At 69.7% G+C, this 19,274-nt stretch carries 16 protein-coding genes and 3 tRNA genes; all 19 read left to right on the top strand.

The annotated features are described in order from the left end of the window. The first annotated feature begins 32 nt into the window (after nucleotides 1-32). The 19 genes from SLP03_RS07865 to SLP03_RS07775 all read left to right on the top strand — a co-directional run bounded on the left by SLP03_RS07865 (nucleotide 33) and on the right by SLP03_RS07775 (nucleotide 18,746). The gene (locus tag SLP03_RS07865) at nucleotides 33-2,579 is read left to right on the top strand and encodes a bifunctional diguanylate cyclase/phosphodiesterase (protein ID WP_319459850.1); all 2,547 of its coding nucleotides are present in this window, start codon (nucleotides 33-35) and stop codon (nucleotides 2,577-2,579) included. A 108-nt stretch (nucleotides 2,580-2,687) separates the two neighbouring features. Beyond that, nucleotides 2,688-2,760, top strand: a tRNA-Thr gene (locus SLP03_RS07860). Between the two features lie 25 nt (nucleotides 2,761-2,785). Further along, a tRNA-Met gene (locus tag SLP03_RS07855) sits at nucleotides 2,786-2,858 on the top strand. A gap of 129 nt (nucleotides 2,859-2,987) precedes the next feature. Then, nucleotides 2,988-3,155: a 50S ribosomal protein L33 gene (gene rpmG, locus SLP03_RS07850; protein ID WP_319459849.1), complete on the top strand. Its 168-nt coding sequence runs from the start codon at nucleotides 2,988-2,990 to the stop codon at nucleotides 3,153-3,155. A 122-nt stretch (nucleotides 3,156-3,277) separates the two neighbouring features. Further along, complete coding sequence (locus tag SLP03_RS07845) at nucleotides 3,278-3,724, top strand: MaoC family dehydratase N-terminal domain-containing protein (RefSeq protein ID WP_319459848.1); 447 nt, start codon at nucleotides 3,278-3,280, stop codon at nucleotides 3,722-3,724. 1 nt (nucleotide 3,725) lies between these two features. Further along, the gene (locus SLP03_RS07840) at nucleotides 3,726-4,118 is read left to right on the top strand and encodes a MaoC family dehydratase (protein ID WP_319459847.1); all 393 of its coding nucleotides are present in this window, start codon (nucleotides 3,726-3,728) and stop codon (nucleotides 4,116-4,118) included. 128 nt (nucleotides 4,119-4,246) lie between these two features. Beyond that, nucleotides 4,247-4,319 (top strand) — tRNA-Trp (locus SLP03_RS07835). Nucleotides 4,320-4,531: 212 nt separating this feature from the next. Next, nucleotides 4,532-4,924 carry a preprotein translocase subunit SecE gene (secE, locus tag SLP03_RS07830; protein ID WP_319459846.1) on the top strand — a complete coding sequence of 131 codons (393 nt, stop codon included), beginning with the start codon at nucleotides 4,532-4,534 and terminating at the stop codon, nucleotides 4,922-4,924. 38 nt (nucleotides 4,925-4,962) lie between these two features. Beyond that, entirely contained in the window at nucleotides 4,963-5,685 is a 723-nt protein-coding gene (nusG, locus tag SLP03_RS07825) for a transcription termination/antitermination protein NusG (RefSeq protein ID WP_319459845.1), read from the top strand. A gap of 187 nt (nucleotides 5,686-5,872) precedes the next feature. Next, complete coding sequence (gene rplK / locus SLP03_RS07820; RefSeq protein ID WP_319459844.1) at nucleotides 5,873-6,304, top strand: 50S ribosomal protein L11; 432 nt, start codon at nucleotides 5,873-5,875, stop codon at nucleotides 6,302-6,304. An 82-nt stretch (nucleotides 6,305-6,386) separates the two neighbouring features. Continuing rightward, nucleotides 6,387-7,103: a 50S ribosomal protein L1 gene (rplA, locus tag SLP03_RS07815; RefSeq protein ID WP_319459843.1), complete on the top strand. Its 717-nt coding sequence runs from the start codon at nucleotides 6,387-6,389 to the stop codon at nucleotides 7,101-7,103. An 84-nt stretch (nucleotides 7,104-7,187) separates the two neighbouring features. Beyond that, nucleotides 7,188-7,406 carry a hypothetical protein gene (locus tag SLP03_RS07810; protein WP_319459842.1) on the top strand — a complete coding sequence of 73 codons (219 nt, stop codon included), beginning with the start codon at nucleotides 7,188-7,190 and terminating at the stop codon, nucleotides 7,404-7,406. Beyond that, nucleotides 7,403-7,807 carry a hypothetical protein gene (locus SLP03_RS07805; protein WP_319459841.1) on the top strand — a complete coding sequence of 135 codons (405 nt, stop codon included), beginning with the start codon at nucleotides 7,403-7,405 and terminating at the stop codon, nucleotides 7,805-7,807. Before SLP03_RS07810 ends, SLP03_RS07805 begins: the two co-directional genes overlap by 4 nt. Nucleotides 7,808-8,285: 478 nt before the next feature. After that, nucleotides 8,286-8,831 (top strand): 50S ribosomal protein L10, encoded by a 546-nt coding sequence (rplJ, locus tag SLP03_RS07800; protein WP_319459840.1) that lies wholly within the window; start codon nucleotides 8,286-8,288, stop codon nucleotides 8,829-8,831. Nucleotides 8,832-8,884: 53 nt separating this feature from the next. After that, nucleotides 8,885-9,268, top strand: coding sequence for a 50S ribosomal protein L7/L12 (gene rplL, locus SLP03_RS07795; RefSeq protein ID WP_319459839.1), 384 nt, complete (start codon nucleotides 8,885-8,887; stop codon nucleotides 9,266-9,268). 574 nt (nucleotides 9,269-9,842) lie between these two features. Continuing rightward, entirely contained in the window at nucleotides 9,843-13,274 is a 3,432-nt protein-coding gene (locus tag SLP03_RS07790; RefSeq protein WP_319459838.1) for a DNA-directed RNA polymerase subunit beta, read from the top strand. Between the two features lie 81 nt (nucleotides 13,275-13,355). Further along, on the top strand, nucleotides 13,356-17,243 hold the full coding sequence (locus tag SLP03_RS07785; protein WP_319459837.1) for a DNA-directed RNA polymerase subunit beta': 3,888 nt from the start codon (nucleotides 13,356-13,358) through the stop codon (nucleotides 17,241-17,243). A gap of 137 nt (nucleotides 17,244-17,380) precedes the next feature. Beyond that, the gene (locus SLP03_RS07780; protein ID WP_319459836.1) at nucleotides 17,381-17,749 is read left to right on the top strand and encodes a hypothetical protein; all 369 of its coding nucleotides are present in this window, start codon (nucleotides 17,381-17,383) and stop codon (nucleotides 17,747-17,749) included. A 616-nt stretch (nucleotides 17,750-18,365) separates the two neighbouring features. Continuing rightward, nucleotides 18,366-18,746 (top strand): hypothetical protein, encoded by a 381-nt coding sequence (locus SLP03_RS07775; RefSeq protein ID WP_319459926.1) that lies wholly within the window; start codon nucleotides 18,366-18,368, stop codon nucleotides 18,744-18,746. The last annotated feature ends 528 nt before the right edge of the window (nucleotides 18,747-19,274 follow it).

The following is a 19,274-nucleotide window of genomic DNA, read 5'->3' as shown; positions in this document are numbered from 1 at the left end:
GAGCTCACTCTCCGTGACGATGAGGGAGCCAGATGGTAAGTCGCACCGGAGTGGCTCGACGCACGACGGAGAAGGCCTGGCTGATCACCGGGCCGCTGGCTCTGCTGGCCGTCGTCTGCTCGACCTTCCTGGCTCTCGCCGCACCGCACCCGCACGGTAAGTGGGGACCTGCCTTCCTCCTGTTCGTCGCCCTGGTCGTCGCGCAGTTGCCCGTCCTCAGCTTCGTCGTGCGCAGGCAGTCGCTGACCGCCACCATCAGCGAGATCCCCCTGGTGCTGGCGCTCTACTACCTGCCACCCCTCACGGTCGTCCTGGTGGCGACCCTCGCGGCCGTGGTCATCCAGGTACGGCGGCGGCTTGGTCCGGCCAAGTTCGCCTTCAACGTCGCCCGTTCGGCCGCGGCCACCTCGCTGGCCGGTCTGGTCATCCTCGGGATGCCGCCGATCCAGGGCGTCGGTCCGGGCACCTGGGGCATCCTCTTCGCGGCGGTGAGCACGGTCACCCTGGTCACCCTGGCAGCCGTGGTGGGTGTCATCACCCTCATCCAGGGCTGGCAGGCCGGCCTGGAGGTCGTCAAGACCTCGACGGTGCCGCTCCTGGCGGCGGTCGTGAACGTGACGGTGGGGCTGATCATCCTCATCACGGTGACCACCACCCACTGGTCGCTGCTGCTGCTGGCCGCGCTGGGGCTGATCGTGGGCGTCGTCTACCGGACCTACGCCCAGTTCTTGCGTCAGCACCGCACGCTCGCCGACATCTACGACCTCACCCGGGCGATGACACAGAGCGGTCAGGACGGCACGCTGCCGGACGCCCTGCTCGGCCGGGTGCGCGCCCTCATGCAGGCGGAGTACGCCACTCTTTGGTTGCCGCAGCAGGGGCGTCATCCGGAGGTGCTGCTCAGCGCTCGGGTCGATGATCCGGGCCTGCTCGACTTCTCCAAGACGCCGGTGAGCCTGCGGGAGCGGGCCGTCGACGCGTGCCAGACCGTCGCTCTCGGTGCCCGGGTGGGCGGGGAGCGGGATCAGCTTGACGTGTTGCGGCAAGCGGCCGTTAAGGACGTCATCGTCGTTCCGCTCCGCTCCGGTCAGGCGGTGATCGGCACGCTCGAGGTCACCAACCGGCTCGGCGCTCTCAGCTTCTTCACCTCGGACGACGTGCCCGTCCTGGAGACGGTCGCCGCGCACGCGGCGGTCGCCCTGGAGAATTCCCGCCTGGTCGACCGGCTGCGCCACGACGCGTACCACGACGCGCTGACCAAGCTGCCGAACCGGCGGCGGATCACCGGCGCGCTCGACGAGTCGGTCAAGATCCGGGCGCCCGGCGAGGTGGTCGCCGTGCTGCTCTTCGACGTGGACGGGTTGCGCCAGGTCAACGCCTCGCTCGGGCACGCCGCGGGGGACAAGGTTCTGGCCGAGGTGGCCGATCGGCTGCGCGCCTCGGCCCCCTCCTCGGCGCTGGTGGGTCGGGCCGGGGGCGACGAGTTCCTGGTGACCCTGCGGCTGGAGAACGTCGAGGCGGCCCTGGAGTTGGCCGCCGAGCTGCGCGAGCAGATCCGCGACGAGATGGTCTTCGACTCGCTCACCCTCGACGTGGACACCGCGGTCGGGGTGGCCGTACACCCGGATCACGGCAGCGACGCCGCGACTCTGCTGCAACGGGTCGACCTGGCCGCGACGGCGGCCAAGTCGGTGCCCGGCAGCGTGCAGTTGTTCAATCCGGCGCTGGAGTCCCGGTCGATGCGCCGGCTGGGCCTCGCCGGCGACCTGCGCCGCGCCCTCGACGAGGGCGAGCTGGAGGTCTACTTCCAGCCCAAGGTGACCTTGCGGGGCCGGCGGCTGCTCGGGGTCGAGTGCCTGGCCCGCTGGGAGCATCCGACGCACGGCACGGTCGCCCCGGAGGACTTCGTCGCGGTGGCCGAGCACACCGGCCAGCTCAGCCGGCTCACCGAGGCGGTGCTCCGGGAGGGGCTGCGGCGTAGTCGGGACTGGACCCACGCCGAGCAGCCGCTCGCCGTCGCGGTCAACCTCTCCGCGCGTACGCTCACCGACCCGCACTTCCCGGACCGGGTACGCGAGCTGCTCGACGAGTACGGTGTGCCGCCGCAGCGGCTCACGTTCGAGATCCGGGAGGCCGGGGTGCTGGACGGCACCGACCGGCCGATTCCGACCCTGCACCGGCTGCGCGACCTCGGGGTACGGCTCTCGGTGGACGACTTCGGGACGGGCTACTCGTCCCTGGCCTACCTGCGCCGGCTGCCGGTGCACGAGGTGAAGGTGGACCGCTCGTTCGTGCAGGGCATGGCGACCGACCCGGGCGATCTGGCGATCGTCAACGCGGTGGTGACCCTGTCCCAGCAGTTCGGCCTCGCGGTGGTCGCCGAGGGGGTGGAGAGCGAGCTGACCCTCGAGCTGCTCCAGGACATCGGCTGCGAGATCGGCCAGGGTTTCCTGTTCAGCCGGCCGCTGCCGTACGAGCGGCTGGAGGCGTGGTTCGGCGCGCAGGTGGAGCCGGAGGTCGCTGCCGCCGAGGCGCCCCGGCTGCGGGTGGTTCCGGACCGCTCGGCGACTCTGCTCTGAGCTGTGACGAGGGGGATCGGCCCGCGATATGGGGGGATCCGATTTCACCTCGGCGGCGGGGTCGTGTACTGTTTCCTCTGCGCGACGCCCTTCGGGGTGATCGGGTAGGCCCCCTTAGCTCAGTCGGCAGAGCGTCTCCATGGTAAGGAGAAGGTCTACGGTTCGATTCCGTAAGGGGGCTCACAGGGTCCGGCTGGACCCGCCACGGCGGTGTAGCTCAGATGGCAGAGCAAGCGGCTCATAATCGCTGTGTCGCCGGTTCAAGTCCGGCCACCGCTACTCTCGTCCTCCGGGCTCTCCGGCGGTCGGTGGGTTGGGCGCCCCAGGCGCCCACTTTGCATGTCCGCGCTGCCAGCGCATAGGCTGGCGCGTCGTAGTTGTTACCCGTAGCGAGGAAGGCACTCCGCCGTGGCGAAGGCGACCGATGTCCGGCCGAAGATCATTCTGGCGTGTGTGGAGTGCAAGGAGCGCAACTACATCACGCGCAAGAACCGCCGTAACGACCCGGACCGCGTTGAGCTGAAGAAGTTCTGCCCCCGGGACGGCAAGCACACCATCCACCGCGAGACCCGCTGACCCGCGGCCGGTTCGCCGGCCCGGTCCCGCAGCATCTCCGAACGCCGATCCGCATGGACGGCGGCCTCCGGGCCGGCGCCCTGTACGGATCGGCGTTCGTGTTTTCCGTGTAGGTTCGCGGCATGTCCCTGGACCCGTCCTTCGTCGGCCGGACCTATCCGCCGACCGCCCCCTACCAGGTGGGCCGAGAAAAGATCCGTGAGTTCGCCACGGCCGTCGGCGCCACCGACCCGGCCCACCACGACCCGGAGGCGGCCCGCGCGCTCGGGCACCCCGACGTGGTGGCCCCACCGACCTTCCCCGTGGTGGTCACCATGGCCGCCAGCCGGCAGATCGTCGAGGATCCGGCCCTCGGCGTGGACTACAGCCGGGTGGTGCACGGCGACCAGCGGTTCGCCTACACCCGTCCAATGGTGGCCGGCGACGAGTTGGTCTGCGTGAGCACCATCGAGGAGGTCACCAATCGGGGCGGGCACGGCTTCCTGACCACCCGCACCGATGTGCGCACGACCGCCGGCGAGCCGGTGGTCGCCGTCTGGTCCAAGATCGTCGTACGCGGGGAGGCCTGACATGGAACTGCCCACCCAGACGTTCCGGGTGACCCGCGCGGACCTGGTCCGCTACGCGGGGGCCTCCGGCGACTTCAACCCCATCCACTGGAGCGACCGGTTCGCCACCAAGGTCGGCCTGCCCGGGGTGATCGCCCACGGCATGTTCACCATGGCGCTGGTCGGCCGGGCGGTCACCACGTGGGCCGGCGCGCCGGACGCGGTGGTCGACTTCGGCGTCCGGTTCACCCGCCCGGTGGTCGTCCCGGACGACGACCAGGGCACCGAGATCGAGGTCGCCGCGGTGGTCAAGGAGGTCACCCAGGACGGCCTGACCAGGCTCGACGTGACGGCCACCTGCCTGGGGGAGAAGGTGCTCTCGCAGGCCCGAGCGACCATCCGGACGCCCCGCTGAGGGGCGTTCCGACCTGCGTGGGGCAGACCGGTTGGGAAAGTCGTACGACTACCCGTACACTGGTCCGCCGTGGGGCAAGTGACCCCTGCTCGGTCGTGCGTGGCCGGGTGGGGTGAGAGTTGCCGCACAGGGGTGTAGCTCAATTGGCAGAGCAGCGGTCTCCAAAACCGCAGGCTGCAGGTTCAAGTCCTGTCACCCCTGCGCCTCAGGCCTGACCGTTCCCGTGGGTCGCGCCGCCGAACGGCGGCGTCCGGCCCGTGGTGGTGGTACCGGTGGGGTGGTTCCGAGGCATCGGGGCCCTCCAGCTCGGTCCGCCGGCCGCGGCCCGTCGCGGGACGGATGGTCCGGCCGGCGTGACCAAACGCCGCGCACGCCCATCGGCGTGCGACCCGATACCCCGCACGGAGGGCGAAGTGGCCGAGAACAAGCGGCGCGGCGAGGACGCCGACGACGAGCGTCTGCGCGAAGATGCGGTCGTCGACGACGTGGCCGACGACGACGCCACCGACGCGGACGAGCCAGTTTCCCGGGGCGGCACGGCGACCCGCGCGCGGGCCCGGGCCGAGTCGGCCGACGGTCGGAAGACCCGCAAGGACACCGACCGGGTGGGGCTCTTCGTCCGCATCGCGCGGTTCTTCCGCGAGGTCGTGGCGGAGCTGCGTAAGGTCATCTGGCCGACGCGCAAGGAGCTGCTGACCTACACCGCCGTGGTGGTCACGTTCGTCGCGGTGATGCTGACGATCGTGGGCCTTCTCGACTTCGCGTTCGCGAAGGGCGTGCTGTGGGTCTTCGGCAACCCCAGCTGACCGGCTGACTGTGCCGATAGTGACGGAAGTGAGCGAGCGTGCCTGAGTACGACGAGACCGCCGAGACCACGGACGAGCAGTCCACGGTGGCGACGGCGGCCAACGATGAGTCGGTCGAGGCCGCCAGCGAGCCGGAATTCCCGACCACCGAGCCCGCGCCGGACGAGGAGTACGACCCGGTCGCCGAGCTGCGCCAGAAGCTGCGCTATGCGCCCGGCGACTGGTACGTGGTGCACTCCTACGCCGGCTACGAGAACAAGGTCAAGACCAACCTCGAGACCCGGATCACCTCCCTCGACATGGAGGACTTCATCTACCAGGTCGAGGTGCCGACCCGGGAAGAGGTCGAGGTCAAGAACGGCAAGCGGTCCCAGGTCCAGGCGAAGGTCTTCCCGGGTTACATCCTGGTCCGGATGGAGTTGACCGCCGAGTCCTACTCCTGCGTCCGGAACACCCCGGGGGTCACCGGCTTCGTGGGGGCGACCGATCGGGCCGACCGTCCGGCGCCGCTGAGCCTCGACGAGGTGCTGAAGTGGCTGGCCCCGGCGGTCGAGGCCGAGGAGAAGAAGGCCAAGCCCGAGGTCAGGGTCCTCGACTTCGAGGTCGGCGACTCGGTCACCGTCACCGACGGCGCCTTCGCCTCGCTGCCGGCGACGATCAGTGAGATCAACGCCGACCAGCAGAAGCTCAAGGTGCTGGTGTCGATCTTCGGCCGGGAGACGCCGGTCGAGCTGAACTTCAACCAGGTCGCCAAGATCTGACGATGTTCCGGTCGCCGGCGGTGGGCAGCAGCCTGCCGCCGGCGTCGTCGTTCCGCCCTCCGCCGGACCCTCGGCGGAAGGGGTTGCGGGAAGCTGCGCTACTCTTGAATGTCGCCGCTGTCGCACCGCGCTGACCGTGCGCGCCCGCGGCCGGCACATTTCCCAGTTCCAAGCCCCAGGAAGAGACATGCCTCCGAAGAAGAAGCTCGTCAAGACGTTCACGCTTCAGCTGAAGGCGGGCCAGGCCACGCCGGCGCCGCCGGTGGGCCCCGCGCTCGGCCAGCACGGCGTCAACATCATGGAGTTCTGCAAGTCCTACAACGCGCAGACCGAGGCTCAGCGGGGCGACATCGTCCCCGCCGAGATCAGCGTGTACGAGGACCGGTCCTTCACCTTCGTGTTGAAGACCCCGCCCGCCGCCCGGCTGCTGATCAAGGCCGCCGGCGTCGAGAAGGGTTCCGGCGTGCCGCAGAGCCAGAAGGTCGGCTCGGTCACCCGCGCCCAGCTGCGTGAGATCGCCGAGAAGAAGATGGTCGACCTCAACGCCAACGACCTCGACCAGGCTGAGAAGATCATCGCCGGCACCGCCCGGTCGATGGGCATCGTCGTCAACGACTGACGTCGGCCTCGGCAGACCAGATCAGATCGTGGGAGGGCGCGCGGTGAACGCGGCCCGCCAGAGACCACAGGAGTAACAGGAAATGCAGCGCAGCAAGAGCTACCGCAAGGCCGCCGATGTCATCGACCGGTCGAAGCTGTACACCCCCGCCGAGGCCGTGAAGCTGGCCAAGGACACCACCAACGTCAAGTTCGACGCCACGGTCGAGGTCGCGATGCGCCTCGGCGTCGACCCCCGCAAGGCGGACCAGATGGTCCGCGGCGTGGTCAACCTGCCGCACGGCACCGGTAAGACCGCCCGCGTGATCGTCTTCGCCGCCGGCGCGAAGGCCGAAGAGGCCGCCGCGGCGGGTGCGGACGAGGTGGGCACCGACGAGCTCGTCGCCCGGATCCAGGGTGGTTGGCTCGACTTCGACGCGGCGATCGCCACCCCCGACCAGATGGCCAAGATCGGCCGGATCGCGCGGATCCTGGGCCCGCGCGGCCTGATGCCGAACCCGAAGACGGGCACGGTGACCATGGACGTCACCAAGGCCGTCTCGGACATCAAGGGCGGTAAGATCACCTTCCGGGTGGACAAGCACTCCAACCTGCACCTGATCATCGGCAAGGCCTCGTTCTCCGAGACCCAGCTGATCGACAACTACGCCGCCGTCCTCGACGAGGTGCTCCGCGCCAAGCCGTCCGCGGCCAAGGGCAAGTACCTCCGCAAGGTCGTCCTGACCACCACCATGGGCCCGGGCGTCCCGGTCGACCCGAACGTGGTGAAGAACCTGCAGGAGACCTCGACCGAGGGCTGAGCACGCCTGACGTAACCCGGGGCCCCGCCACGACTCGTGGCGGGGCCCCGTTCGTCTGTCCGCTGTGGCAGGCTCGCCGCCGGGGTGCTCCGGCCGACCCGCGGCCGGGTGGTCGACCGGCCCGCCGCCGTCGGCTGGGTGCCGGAGCGCTTCCCGGCCGACCAGCCGTTCACCGTGGCGCAATATCCCGCCGCGATGGGCCGGGTGGCCGGGCCCGCAGGCCCGGCCGCCGGTCGGGCCGCGGCGGACTGGGTGGAGCGGCTCGGCCTGGCGCCGTTCCGCGGGGTCCGGGTTGCCCGGTGACCGCGCTGGTCCGGCTGCGGCTGGCCGGGTTCCTGCGTACCGGACGGGCGCTGGCGCCGGTACTCGCCGGGCTGCTCGCCCTCGGCGTCCGCTACGGCGGCGGCCGGGCCCAGCCGGCCGAGGCCTACGGCGTCTCGGCGGTGGTGCTCGTCCCCGTGCTGGCCTGGCAGACCAAGATGCTGCTGGACGTTGAGCCGGACGTGCAGCGCCGGCTGGCCCAGGTGGTGGTCGGGCCCGCCCGGGAGCGGGCGGCCGGGCTGCCCGCCTCTGGGCGCACCTGCTGGCCCTGGCTGCGGCTGTGGCGCTCGGCGCCCTGTCCAGCCGGGCCGTCACCGGCAGCGCCGGGCACGGCGTCGCCGTGCTGGCCCTCGGCGCCGTCGGCGCCCTGGTCCTCGGCCTGAGCGGCTCGACCGCGCCCTGGCTCGCCCCGCCGGTGATGGCGGACCGCACGGGCGCTGACCGGGTCGTTGGCCGCGTCGACGGCGCTGCTGCGGTCGCTCTGGGCGGCGGCGTGGGCCGCGGTGGCCCTGGCGGGCTACGCCTGGCGACGCCGCTCCTGGCCTGAGGAAGTGACCGGGCGCACTCTGGGGCGATTTGGCGGTACACGGACACGTCGCGTAACCTGGGCCGGTAGTTCCACCCAGAGACCGCTGGTCACCGTGCTTCGGCACGGTCGAAGGTTCCGCGATGACGGGCGACCCGCGCAGGGCGGTAAGCGAAAATCGGTTCTTCCTGTGGTCTGCCGACCACGGTGATCAGGCCGGCCCTCGCCCCGCGCGCCCTGCGCCGGGGCTTTTCTCGTTGTCGTGATGCCTCCGGCGCCGTCGCAGAGCTTCCGCTCGTCGACGGCGACCAGCCTCGAGCAACGAGAGGAGGGACATGGCGGACAAGCCGATCCGGGCCGACAAGGCCACGGCCGTCGCTGAGCTGACCGACAGCTTCCGCAACGCGAGCGCTGCGGTGCTCACCGAGTACCGTGGTCTGACGGTTTCCCAGCTCACCCAGCTGCGGCGCTCGCTCGGCAAGGAGACCACCTACACGGTCGCGAAGAACACGCTGGCCAAGCGTGCGGCGACCGAGGCGGGCATCTCCGGCCTCGACGAGCTGTTCACCGGTCCTACCGCGCTGACTTTCGTTTCGGGCGACGTCGTCGAGGCGGCGAAGGGTCTTCGCGACTTCGCGAAGACCAACCCGAAGCTCGTCATCAAGGGCGGTGTCTTCGAGGGCAGGGCCATTTCCGCGGCCGAGGTCACGAAGCTCGCCGACCTGGAGTCCCGTGAGGTGCTGCTGGCCAAGCTGGCCGGCGCCATGAAGGGCAACCTGAGCAAGGCCGCGGCCCTGTTCCAGGCTCCGCTCTCCAAGACCGCCCGTCTGGCGGCTGCCCTGCAGGACAAGCGCGAGAAGGAGGGCGCCGAGGCGGCCTGAGGCCTCCCGGCGCACCCACGTTCTTAGTTTCCCTTTGAGAAAGGACGCCAGACATGGCGAAGCTCAGCACCGACGAGCTGCTCGACGCGTTCAAGGAGATGACGCTGATCGAGCTCTCTGAGTTCGTGAAGCAGTTCGAGACGACCTTCGAGGTCACCGCCGCCGCCCCGGTCGCGGTCTCCGCTGCCGGTGGCGCTGCCGCCCCGGCCGAGGCCGAGGCGGAGAAGGACGAGTTCGACGTCGTCCTCGAGGCCGACGGTGGCAAGAAGATCCAGGTCATCAAGGTCGTGCGTGAGCTGACCGGCCTGGGCCTCAAGGAGGCCAAGGACGCGGTCGAGTCCGCGCCGAAGGCCATCCTGGAGAAGGTCAACAAGGAGACCGCCGAGAAGGCCAAGGCCAAGCTCGAGGGCGAGGGCGCCAAGGTCACCCTCAAGTAATTGAGGTACGACCAGGCGCGCGCCCGGCTCACGTGAGCCGGGGTGGACCGCGTCGCGGCGGGCGGTGATCCGGGAACGGATCGCCGCCCGCTGTGGTTGGTGGGTTCCGGTGACAGCAGCGTGAGCAGGGCGTCCGGCGTCCGCCGTACCGCCGCACAGCGGGTCCTGTCGGTAGTCCGTCGGTGGGAAAGACACCCCGACCGGTAACCGGCCCTTGACGCGACACCGGGCTGACAGGCACGCTGGCACCAGCAAGACCTTCCGCGCTTGCAACGGCCACCACTTGGGTAATGGCAGCGGCAGCACCATTGGCCGCGACACCCGAGCGGCCCGGCAGGAACGTCGCGTTCCGAGCGGCCCGGTAGACCCGGTTTTCCAGGGTCCCGAGGCGAGTTCCGCGACGACCTGCGGGGTGGGCTGGACAGCGGTTAGCCTCTCGGCTACACTGCTAGTTTGCGCTGCCTTCCGACTTGACCCCTGCTCGGAAATGTCCGTTTACGGATAATTCTGGTGGGGTCATTGGAGTGCACGCGTACCAGCCGTTCTGCAGCACCGGTCCTCGGAAGGACGCATCTTGGCAGCTTCCCGCCCTGCGAAGACCAGTCGTACGTCGAGCGCTTTCGCTCCCCGCCGAGTTTCTTTCGGCAGGATCACCGAACACCTCGAGGTCCCCAACCTCCTTGCCATTCAGAACGAGTCCTTCGACTGGCTCGTCGGCAACGAGGGTTGGCAGGGCCGGTCGGCGGACGACCCGCACGCACGCTCGGGTCTCGCGGAGATCCTCGAGGAGATCAGTCCCATTGAGGACTTCTCCGGCACCATGTCGCTCTCCTTCTCGGCTCCGCGCTTCGACGAGGTCAAGGCCTCGATCGAGGAGTGCAAGGAGAAGGACCTGACCTACTGCGCGCCGCTGTTCGTGACCGCGGAGTTCACCAACAACACCACTGGCGAGATCAAGAGCCAGACGGTGTTCATGGGTGACTTCCCGATGATGACGCCCAAGGGCACCTTCGTCATCAACGGCACCGAGCGTGTCGTGGTCAGCCAGCTCGTCCGCTCGCCGGGCGTGTACTTCTCGAAGGAGCCGGACAAGACCTCCGACCGCGACCTCTCCAGCGTCAAGGTCATCCCGAGCCGGGGTGCCTGGCTGGAGTTCGACATCGACAAGCGCGACACGGTCGGCGTCCGCATCGACCGTAAGCGTCGGCAGGCCGTCACCGTCCTGCTCAAGGCCATCGGGTGGTCCGCGGAGCGGATCCGCGAGAAGTTCGGCTGGTCCGAGCTGATGATGACCACGCTCGAGAAGGACCACATCGCCGGCCAGGACGAGGCGCTGCTCGACATCTACCGGAAGCTCCGCCCTGGCGAGCCGCCGACCCGTGAGAACGCCCAGACCCTGCTCGACAACCTCTTCTTCAACCCGAAGAGGTACGACGTCGCCAAGGTCGGTCGTTACAAGTTCAACAAGAAGCTCGAAGTTGGCGTGCCGATCACCACGGGCACGCTCACCGAGGACGACATCGTCGCCACCGTGGAGTACCTCTGCCGGCTGCACGCCGGTGAGGACGGCTACGAGGCCGACGACATCGACCACTTCGGCAACCGGCGCCTGCGTACCGTGGGCGAGCTGATCCAGAACCAGGTCCGGGTCGGCCTTTCCCGGATGGAGCGGGTCGTCCGCGAGCGGATGACCACCCAGGACGTCGAGGCGATCACGCCGCAGACCCTGATCAACATCCGCCCGGTGGTGGCGGCGATCAAGGAGTTCTTCGGTACGTCGCAGCTGTCCCAGTTCATGGACCAGACCAACCCGCTGGCGGGCCTGACCCACCGGCGCCGGCTGAGCGCGCTCGGCCCGGGTGGTCTGTCCCGGGAGCGGGCCGGCTTCGAGGTCCGCGACGTGCACCCGTCCCACTACGGCCGGATGTGTCCGATCGAGACGCCGGAAGGCCCGAACATCGGTCTGATCGGCGCGCTCTCCACCTTCGCCCGGGTCAACCCGTTCGGCTTCATCGAGACGCCGTACCGGAAGGTCGTCGAGGGTCGGGTCACCGACCAGATCGACTACCTGACCGCGGACGAGGAGGATCGGTTCGTCAAGGCCCAGGCCAACGCGCGGCTCAAGCCCGACGGCACCTTCGCCGAGGACCGGGTCCTGTGCCGCCGTAAGGGCGGCGAGACCGAGGACGTGGTTCCCGGCGCCGTCGACTACATGGACGTCTCGCCGCGGCAGATGACCTCGGTCGCGACGGCGATGATCCCGTTCCTCGAGCACGACGACGCCAACCGCGCACTCATGGGCGCGAACATGCAGCGCCAGGCGGTGCCGCTGGTGAAGGCCGAGTCGCCGCTGGTCGGCACGGGCATGGAGTACCGGGCCGCGGTCGACGCCGGCGACGTGGTCGTCGCCGAGGTCGGCGGCGTCATCGAGGATCTGTGCGCCGACTACGTCACGATCCACCAGGACGACGGTCACCGCCGGACGTACCTGCTGCACAAGTTCCGCCGCTCCAACGCCGGCTCCTGCGTGAACCAGAAGCCGGTCGTCTTCGAGGGCGACCGCGTCGAGGCCGGCCAGGTCATCGCCGACGGTCCGTGCACCGACGAGGGCGAGATGGCGCTCGGACGCAACCTGCTGGTGGCGTTCATGTGCTGGGAGGGCCACAACTACGAGGACGCGATCATCCTGTCGCAGCGCCTCGTGCAGCAGGACGTGCTCACCTCGATCCACATCGAGGAGCACGAGGTCGACGCCCGGGACACCAAGCTCGGCCCGGAGGAGATCACCCGCGACATCCCGAACGTCAGCGAGGAAATGCTCGCGGACCTCGACGAGCGCGGCATCATCCGGATCGGCGCCGAGGTCGTCCCCGGCGACATCCTGGTCGGCAAGGTCACGCCGAAGGGCGAGACCGAGCTGACCCCGGAGGAGCGGCTGCTCCGCGCGATCTTCGGCGAGAAGGCGCGTGAGGTCCGGGACACCTCGCTGAAGGTGCCGCACGGCGAGACCGGCACGGTCATCGGTGTGCGTACCTTCTCCCGCGAGGACGGCGACGAGCTGCCGCCGGGTGTCAACGAGCTGGTCCGGGTGTACGTCGCCCAGAAGCGCAAGATCCAGGACGGTGACAAGCTCGCGGGCCGGCACGGCAACAAGGGCGTCATCTCCAAGATCCTGCCGGTCGAGGACATGCCGTTCCTGGAGGACGGCACGCCGGTCGACATCGTGCTCAACCCGCTGGGTGTGCCGAGCCGGATGAACATCGGCCAGGTGCTGGAAACCCACCTCGGCTGGGTCGCCAAGACCGGTTGGAGCGTGGAAGGCGACGACGCGGCGTGGAAGAAGCAGCTGCGCTCGATCGACGCCCACGAGTCCGAGCCGGACACCAACGTGGCCACCCCGGTCTTCGACGGTGCCCGCGAGGAGGAGATCTCCGGTCTGCTCTCGTCGACCCTGCCCAACCGGGACGGCAAGCAGCTGATCGGCGCCAGCGGAAAGGCGCAGCTGTACGACGGTCGCTCCGGCGAGCCGCTGCCGGACCCGATCGCGGTCGGCTACATCTACATCCTGAAGCTCAACCACCTGGTCGACGACAAGATCCACGCCCGGTCGACCGGCCCGTACTCGATGATCACGCAGCAGCCGCTGGGTGGTAAGGCGCAGTTCGGTGGCCAGCGCTTCGGTGAGATGGAGTGCTGGGCGATGCAGGCGTACGGCGCCGCCTACGCCCTGCAGGAGCTGCTGACGATCAAGTCCGACGACGTCCTCGGCCGGGTGAAGGTCTACGAGGCGATCGTCAAGGGCGAGAACATCCCGGAGCCGGGCATCCCGGAGTCGTTCAAGGTGCTGCTCAAGGAGCTGCAGTCGCTGTGCCTCAACGTCGAGGTGCTCTCCAGCGACGGTGTGGCCTTGGAGATGCGCGAGACCGACGACGAGGTGTTCCGGGCCGCGGAGGAGCTGGGCATCGACCTGTCCCGGCGCGAGCCAAGCTCGGTCGAAGAGGTCTGAGGTGAGCGGTCGGGGGCCGGTTCGCCGGCTCCCGACCCCATCCACTAGCTAAGCAGTACAGACGACGACATAGGGGACATAGTGCTCGACGTCAACTTCTTCGACGAGCTGCGCATCGGCCTCGCCACCGCCGACGACATCCGTCAGTGGTCGCACGGTGAGGTCAAGAAGCCCGAGACGATCAACTACCGCACCCTCAAGCCGGAAAAGGACGGGCTCTTCTGCGAGAAGATCTTCGGTCCGCAGCGGGACTGGGAGTGCTACTGCGGTAAGTACAAGCGGGTCCGCTTCAAGGGCATCATCTGCGAGCGCTGCGGCGTCGAGGTGACCCGTTCCAAGGTCCGTCGTGAGCGGATGGGGCACATCGAGCTGGCCGCTCCGGTGACCCACATCTGGTACTTCAAGGGCGTGCCGAGCCGGCTGGGCTACCTGCTGGACCTCGCCCCCAAGGACCTCGAGAAGATCATCTACTTCGCCTCGTACGTCGTGACGAGCGTGGACGCCGAGTCGCGTCACCGTGACCTCTCGACCATCGAGAACGAGATCCTGGCCGAGAAGCGGCAGGCCGAGAACAGCCGCGACTCGGAGATCGAGAAGCGGGCCGCCAAGCTCGAGGCCGACCTGGCCGAGCTGGAGGCCGAGGGTGCCAAGGCGGACGTCCGGCGCAAGGTCAAGGAGGGCGGAGAGCGCGAGATGCGCCAGATCCGCGACCGGGCCCAGCGCGAGATCGACCGCCTCGACGAGGTTCTCGACACCTTCCGCAAGCTGGAGCCAAAGCAGCTGGTCACCGACGAGCTGCTCTACCGCGAGCTGCGCGACCGCTTCGGCGAGTACTTCACCGGCGGCATGGGCGCCGAGGCCATCAAGGCCCTGGTCCAGAACATGGACCTGGGTGCCGAGGCCGAGAGCCTGCGCGAGACCATCCGGTCCGGCAAGGGGCAGCGGAAGATCCGGGCGCTCAAGCGGCTCAAGGTGGTCGCGGCGTTCCTGAACACCCGCAACTCGCCGCTCGGCATGGTGCTCGACTGCGTTCCGGTCATCCCGCCGGACCTGCGTCCGATGGTGCAGCTGGACGGTGGCCGCTTCGCGACCTCCGACCTGAACGACCTGTACCGCCGGGTGATCAACCGGAACAACCGCCTCAAGCGGCTGATCGACCTCGGTGCGCCCGAGATCATCGTCAACAACGAGAAGCGGATGCTCCAGGAGGCCGTCGACGCGCTGTTCGACAACGGCCGTCGCGGCCGGCCGGTCACCGGTCCGGGCAACCGCCCGCTGAAGTCGCTCTCCGACATGCTCAAGGGCAAGCAGGGCCGGTTCCGCCAGAACCTGCTCGGCAAGCGCGTCGACTACTCCGGCCGTTCGGTCATCGTGGTCGGCCCGAAGCTGAAGCTGCACCAGTGCGGCCTGCCCAAGCAGATGGCGCTGGAGCTGTTCAAGCCGTTCGTGATGAAGCGGCTGGTTGACCTCAACCACGCGCAGAACATCAAGTCCGCCAAGCGGATGGTCGAGCGGCAGCGGCCGGTCGTGTGGGACGTGCTGGAAGAGGTCATCGGCGAGCACCCGGTGCTGCTGAACCGCGCGCCGACCCTGCACCGTCTGGGCATCCAGGCCTTCGAGCCGCAGCTGGTCGAGGGCAAGGCCATCCAGATCCACCCGCTGGTCTGCACCGCGTTCAACGCCGACTTCGACGGTGACCAGATGGCGGTCCACGTGCCGCTGTCCGCCGAGGCCCAGGCCGAGGCCCGGATCCTGATGCTGTCGTCGAACAACATCCTCAAGCCGGCCGACGGCAAGCCGGTCACCATGCCCACCCAGGACATGGTCATCGGTCTCTACCACCTCACCCACCTCACCCCCGGTGGGAAGGGCGAGGGCCGGCCGTTCAGCTCGGACGCCGAGACGCGGATGGCGTTCGACAACGGCGAGCTGCACCTGGGGACGCCGGTCAAGATCCGGCTGCGCGGCGTCACCGAGGTCGACAACGGCGCCGGCGCCGAGCCGTGGACCGCGCCCGAGGGCTGGGTCGAGGGTCAGCCGCTGACCGTGGAGACCACCCTCGGTCGGGTGCTGTTCAACGAGACGCTGCCGCAGGGCTACCGCTTCGTGAACTACGAGATCCGCAAGGGTCAGCTCTCCGCGATCGTCAACGACCTCGCCGAGCGTTTCCCGAAGGTGGCGCTGGCCGCCACCCTCGACGGGCTCAAGGAGGCCGGTTTCCACTGGGCCACCTGGTCCGGCGTGACGATCGGCATGGAGGACGTCATCGCTCCGCCGCGCAAGCGGGAGATCCTGGAGAAGTACGAGAAGGAAGCCGACCGGATCGACAAGCAGTACCAGCGTGGTCTGATGACCGCCGAGGAGCGTCGCGGCGAGCTCATCGAGATCTGGACCAAGGCGACCAACGAGGTCGCCAAGGAGATGGACACCGCGCTGCCGCAGGAGAACCCGCTGTGGAAGATGATCAACTCGGGTGCCCGCGGTAACCTGCTCCAGCTCCGGCAGATCGCGGCGATCCGTGGTCTGGTGGCCAACCCCAAGGGTGAGATCATCCCGCGGCCCATCAAGGCCTCGTACCGGGAGGGTCTGTCCGTGCTGGAGTACTTCATCTCCACGCACGGTGCCCGTAAGGGTCTCGCGGACACCGCCCTGCGTACCGCCGACTCGGGTTACCTGACCCGTCGTCTGGTGGACGTCTCGCAGGACGTCATCATCCGCGAGGAGGACTGCGGCACCGACCGGGCCATCCCGATGCAGATCGGCGAGCGGCTCGACAGCAAGCTGGTCGTCCACACCCACGCCGAGACCAGCGTGCACGCCCGGACCCTGGCCGACGACATCAAGGGGCCGGACGGCACCGTCGTCGCTGAGCGGGGCCAGGACCTCAACTCGATCCTGGTCGACCGGATCGTGGCGGCCGGGGTGGAGACGGTGCGGGTGCGCAGCGTGCTCACCTGTGAGTCGAAGCTGGGCGTCTGCGCGGCCTGCTACGGCCGTTCGCTGCCGACCGGCAAGTCGGTCGACATCGGTGAGGCGGTCGGCATCATCGCCGCCCAGTCCATCGGTGAGCCGGGTACCCAGCTGACGATGCGTACCTTCCACACCGGTGGTGTCGCGGGTGAGGACATCACCCAGGGTCTGCCGCGTGTCCAGGAGATCTTCGAGGCCCGGGTCCCGAAGGGTAAGGCGCCCATCGCCGACACCCCGGGCCGGATCCGGATCGAGGACGGCGAGCGGTCCCGGAAGATCATCGTGGTGCCGGACGACGGCAGCGAGGAGATCGTCTACGACAAGATCTCCAAGCGGGTCAAGCTGCGGACCCACGACGGCGGTCACGTCGAGGTAGGCGAGAAGCTCACCGAGGGCACCATCGACCCGCACGAGCTGCTCCGCATCCTCGGCCCGCGGTCGGTCCAGGTCCACCTGACCCAGGAGGTCCAGGAGGTCTACCGCTCGCAGGGTGTGCTCATCCACGACAAGCACATCGAGATCATCATTCGCCAGATGCTCAAGCGGGTGACGGTCATCGACTCCGGCTCGACCGAGTTCCTGCCGGGTGTGCTGGTCGACCGGGCGCTCTTCGAGTCGGAGAACCGCCGGCTCGTGGGTGAGGGCGGCGAGCCCGCCGCCGGTCGCCCGGTGCTGATGGGTATCACCAAGGCCTCGCTGGCCACCGACTCCTGGCTCTCGGCGGCCTCCTTCCAGGAGACCACCCGGGTGCTGACCGACGCGGCGATCAACTCGCGCAGCGACTCGCTGGTCGGCCTCAAGGAGAACGTGATCATCGGCAAGCTCATCCCGGCCGGTACGGGCATCAGCAAGTACCGCAACGTCCGGGTCGAGCCGACCGAGGAGGCGAAGGCCAAGGTCTACTCGATGACCGGCTACCCGGAAACCGACTACGGCTTCGGCCCGGCCGGTGGCCAGGCGGTTCCGCTGGACGACTTCGACTTCGGGTCGTACCGCTAAGCAGTAGGCAACGACGAGGCCCCCGGCACCCGCCGGGGGCCTCGTCGCGTCTGCGGTGCCTGCGGAACTCGGAACGCGCGGGGGAGAGGGCGGGCGGTCCGGAACGCCGGCCGCACCGGCGGGGCATGATGGTCGACATGACGACCGCACCCGGGCCGGTGCCCGTCGCGCAACAGGGACCGCGCCATCCGCTCGATCCTGAGCCGACCCGGTCGACGAAGGCCCGCGCGGTCTTCGCCCTGGGCCTGATCGGGGCGTTGACCGGGCTCTTCGTCGGCGGGGTGGTGCCGTCCACGATCGCCCTTCTGCTCGCCCGGCAGGCCCGCCGGGAGGCGTACGCCTCGGGTGGCTTCCTGACCGGCGGGGACCGGCTGCGGCGCGGCGAACGGTTGGCCCGGACCGGCCTGGTCCTGGTGGCCGTTGCGGTGGTGGCGGCGGTGGTGATCGGAGTGGTCCGGCTCGCCGACGCCCCCTTCGGGCACGACTACGCCCCGAACGTCGACTGACCGGCTGGGGGAGGCGTCCGCGCCCGGACCCGCCGGTGAGGCCGGCGGCGGTAGCCTGACCGGTGTCCGCCGCGCCGTGGCGGGCGAGGCGCGTCGACAGGAGGACCTCGTGACGGAACCGGCCCCACCGTCGGGCGGCGAGCCGAGCCGGTCCGGGCAGGACCCGGTCGAGTCCGCGGCGGTCGAGTCCGCGCCGGCTGCGGATCGCCCGAGCCCGTGGGCCGGGCCTTTCGCCGGGGTCGACGAGGGGCCGAGCGCGCCGCCGGAGGTCGCCGCCGTCGGGTACGCGCCCCCGCCGGTGCCGCCGTCCGCGCCGTCCGCCGGCCAGCAGCCTCCGTCCGGGACGTACCCCGGAGGCTGGCCCCCGCCCGGGTCCGCGCCGGGGCAGCAGCCCTGGTCCGCGCCGCCGGGCGGTTCGTCGTACGGGCCGGTTCCGGGGCACCCGCAGCCGTCGACCGGCTGGTCGGGTGGCCCGGCGTACCCCGCGGCGGCACCCGGCTTTCCCGGTGCCGCGCCGCTGCCCGGCGCCGGCTGGGGGCCGAGGCCGCCGGCGGTAGGTCCCCGCCCCGGGCCGCTGCCGCCGCCCCCGCGTGAGCCGGCTCGCCCACCGAAGCGGATCGATCCGGTTCCCGGCACGCCCTTCGGCGTGGTCCACCTGGACGTGCCGCCGGTGACCTCGGGGTTGGCCGTGGGGTCGTTGGTGACCGGGATCGCCGCCATCCTGGTCTCGCTCCTGGTGCTCTGTTTCGGTATTGCCGGCCCGGACTACGGCGGCGCCTGGGCCGCCGGGGCGTTCACGGTGCTCGGCGCGCTGGCCGGGACAGCGGCGATCGTCGCCGGTCTGCTGGCCCGCCGGCAGATCCGCCGGCCGGCGCCGCCGCCCGCGGTCCGCTTCACCGGCAACGGGCTCGCCGTGGCCGGCGTGAGCTGCGGCGGGGTGGGGTTGCTGCTCAGCCTGCTCGGGCTCGGCCTGGCATTGGTCGTCCAGTTGGCGTGACCGGAGTCACCTCCTGGCCCGGCGGCGTCGATGACCTCGCCGGTTTGCCCAGGGCCTGGTGCTCGGCCTCTGGGCGGAACCGGGGCCGCCGGGCCGGCCCGTGGGGAAGCCGGTACACTTGTCACCGTAGGTACCCATTCGTGGGTGGGCAGGCATGGCGGGTTCGGCCGGCGGGCTGCGACGCAGTTCTCCTGGGCCGCTCGTTTTGACCTGCACGGCTGTGGTAGGTACTCTTTCCCATTGTGCCCGGGCCAGCCCGGGCAATGCGTGCGTGCGCTGGAGCCGGTCCACCGGTGATCGCGCGGGGCACGATCAAAGCCAAAGATCCGGCGCTCGGTGAGCCGCGCGCCGGTGACAGAAACCCGGTACGGCGCGCGAGCGACGACACCGGGACCGTGATCCGGGCGACACGCCCGACCGCGGGTGCCGGGGCCTCCGTCAGGTGGCCCGGGCTGGAATGTAGGAGAGCCGACCATCAGGCGGCTACGAGCAGACGGCGCGGCCGCGCGAGCGGCCGAAGGGAGCGGA

This window comes from Micromonospora sp. RTP1Z1 (assembly GCF_033804685.1).
Taxonomy (GTDB): Bacteria; Actinomycetota; Actinomycetes; order Mycobacteriales; family Micromonosporaceae; genus Micromonospora.
This window is presented reverse-complemented; position numbering and strand designations above follow the sequence as displayed.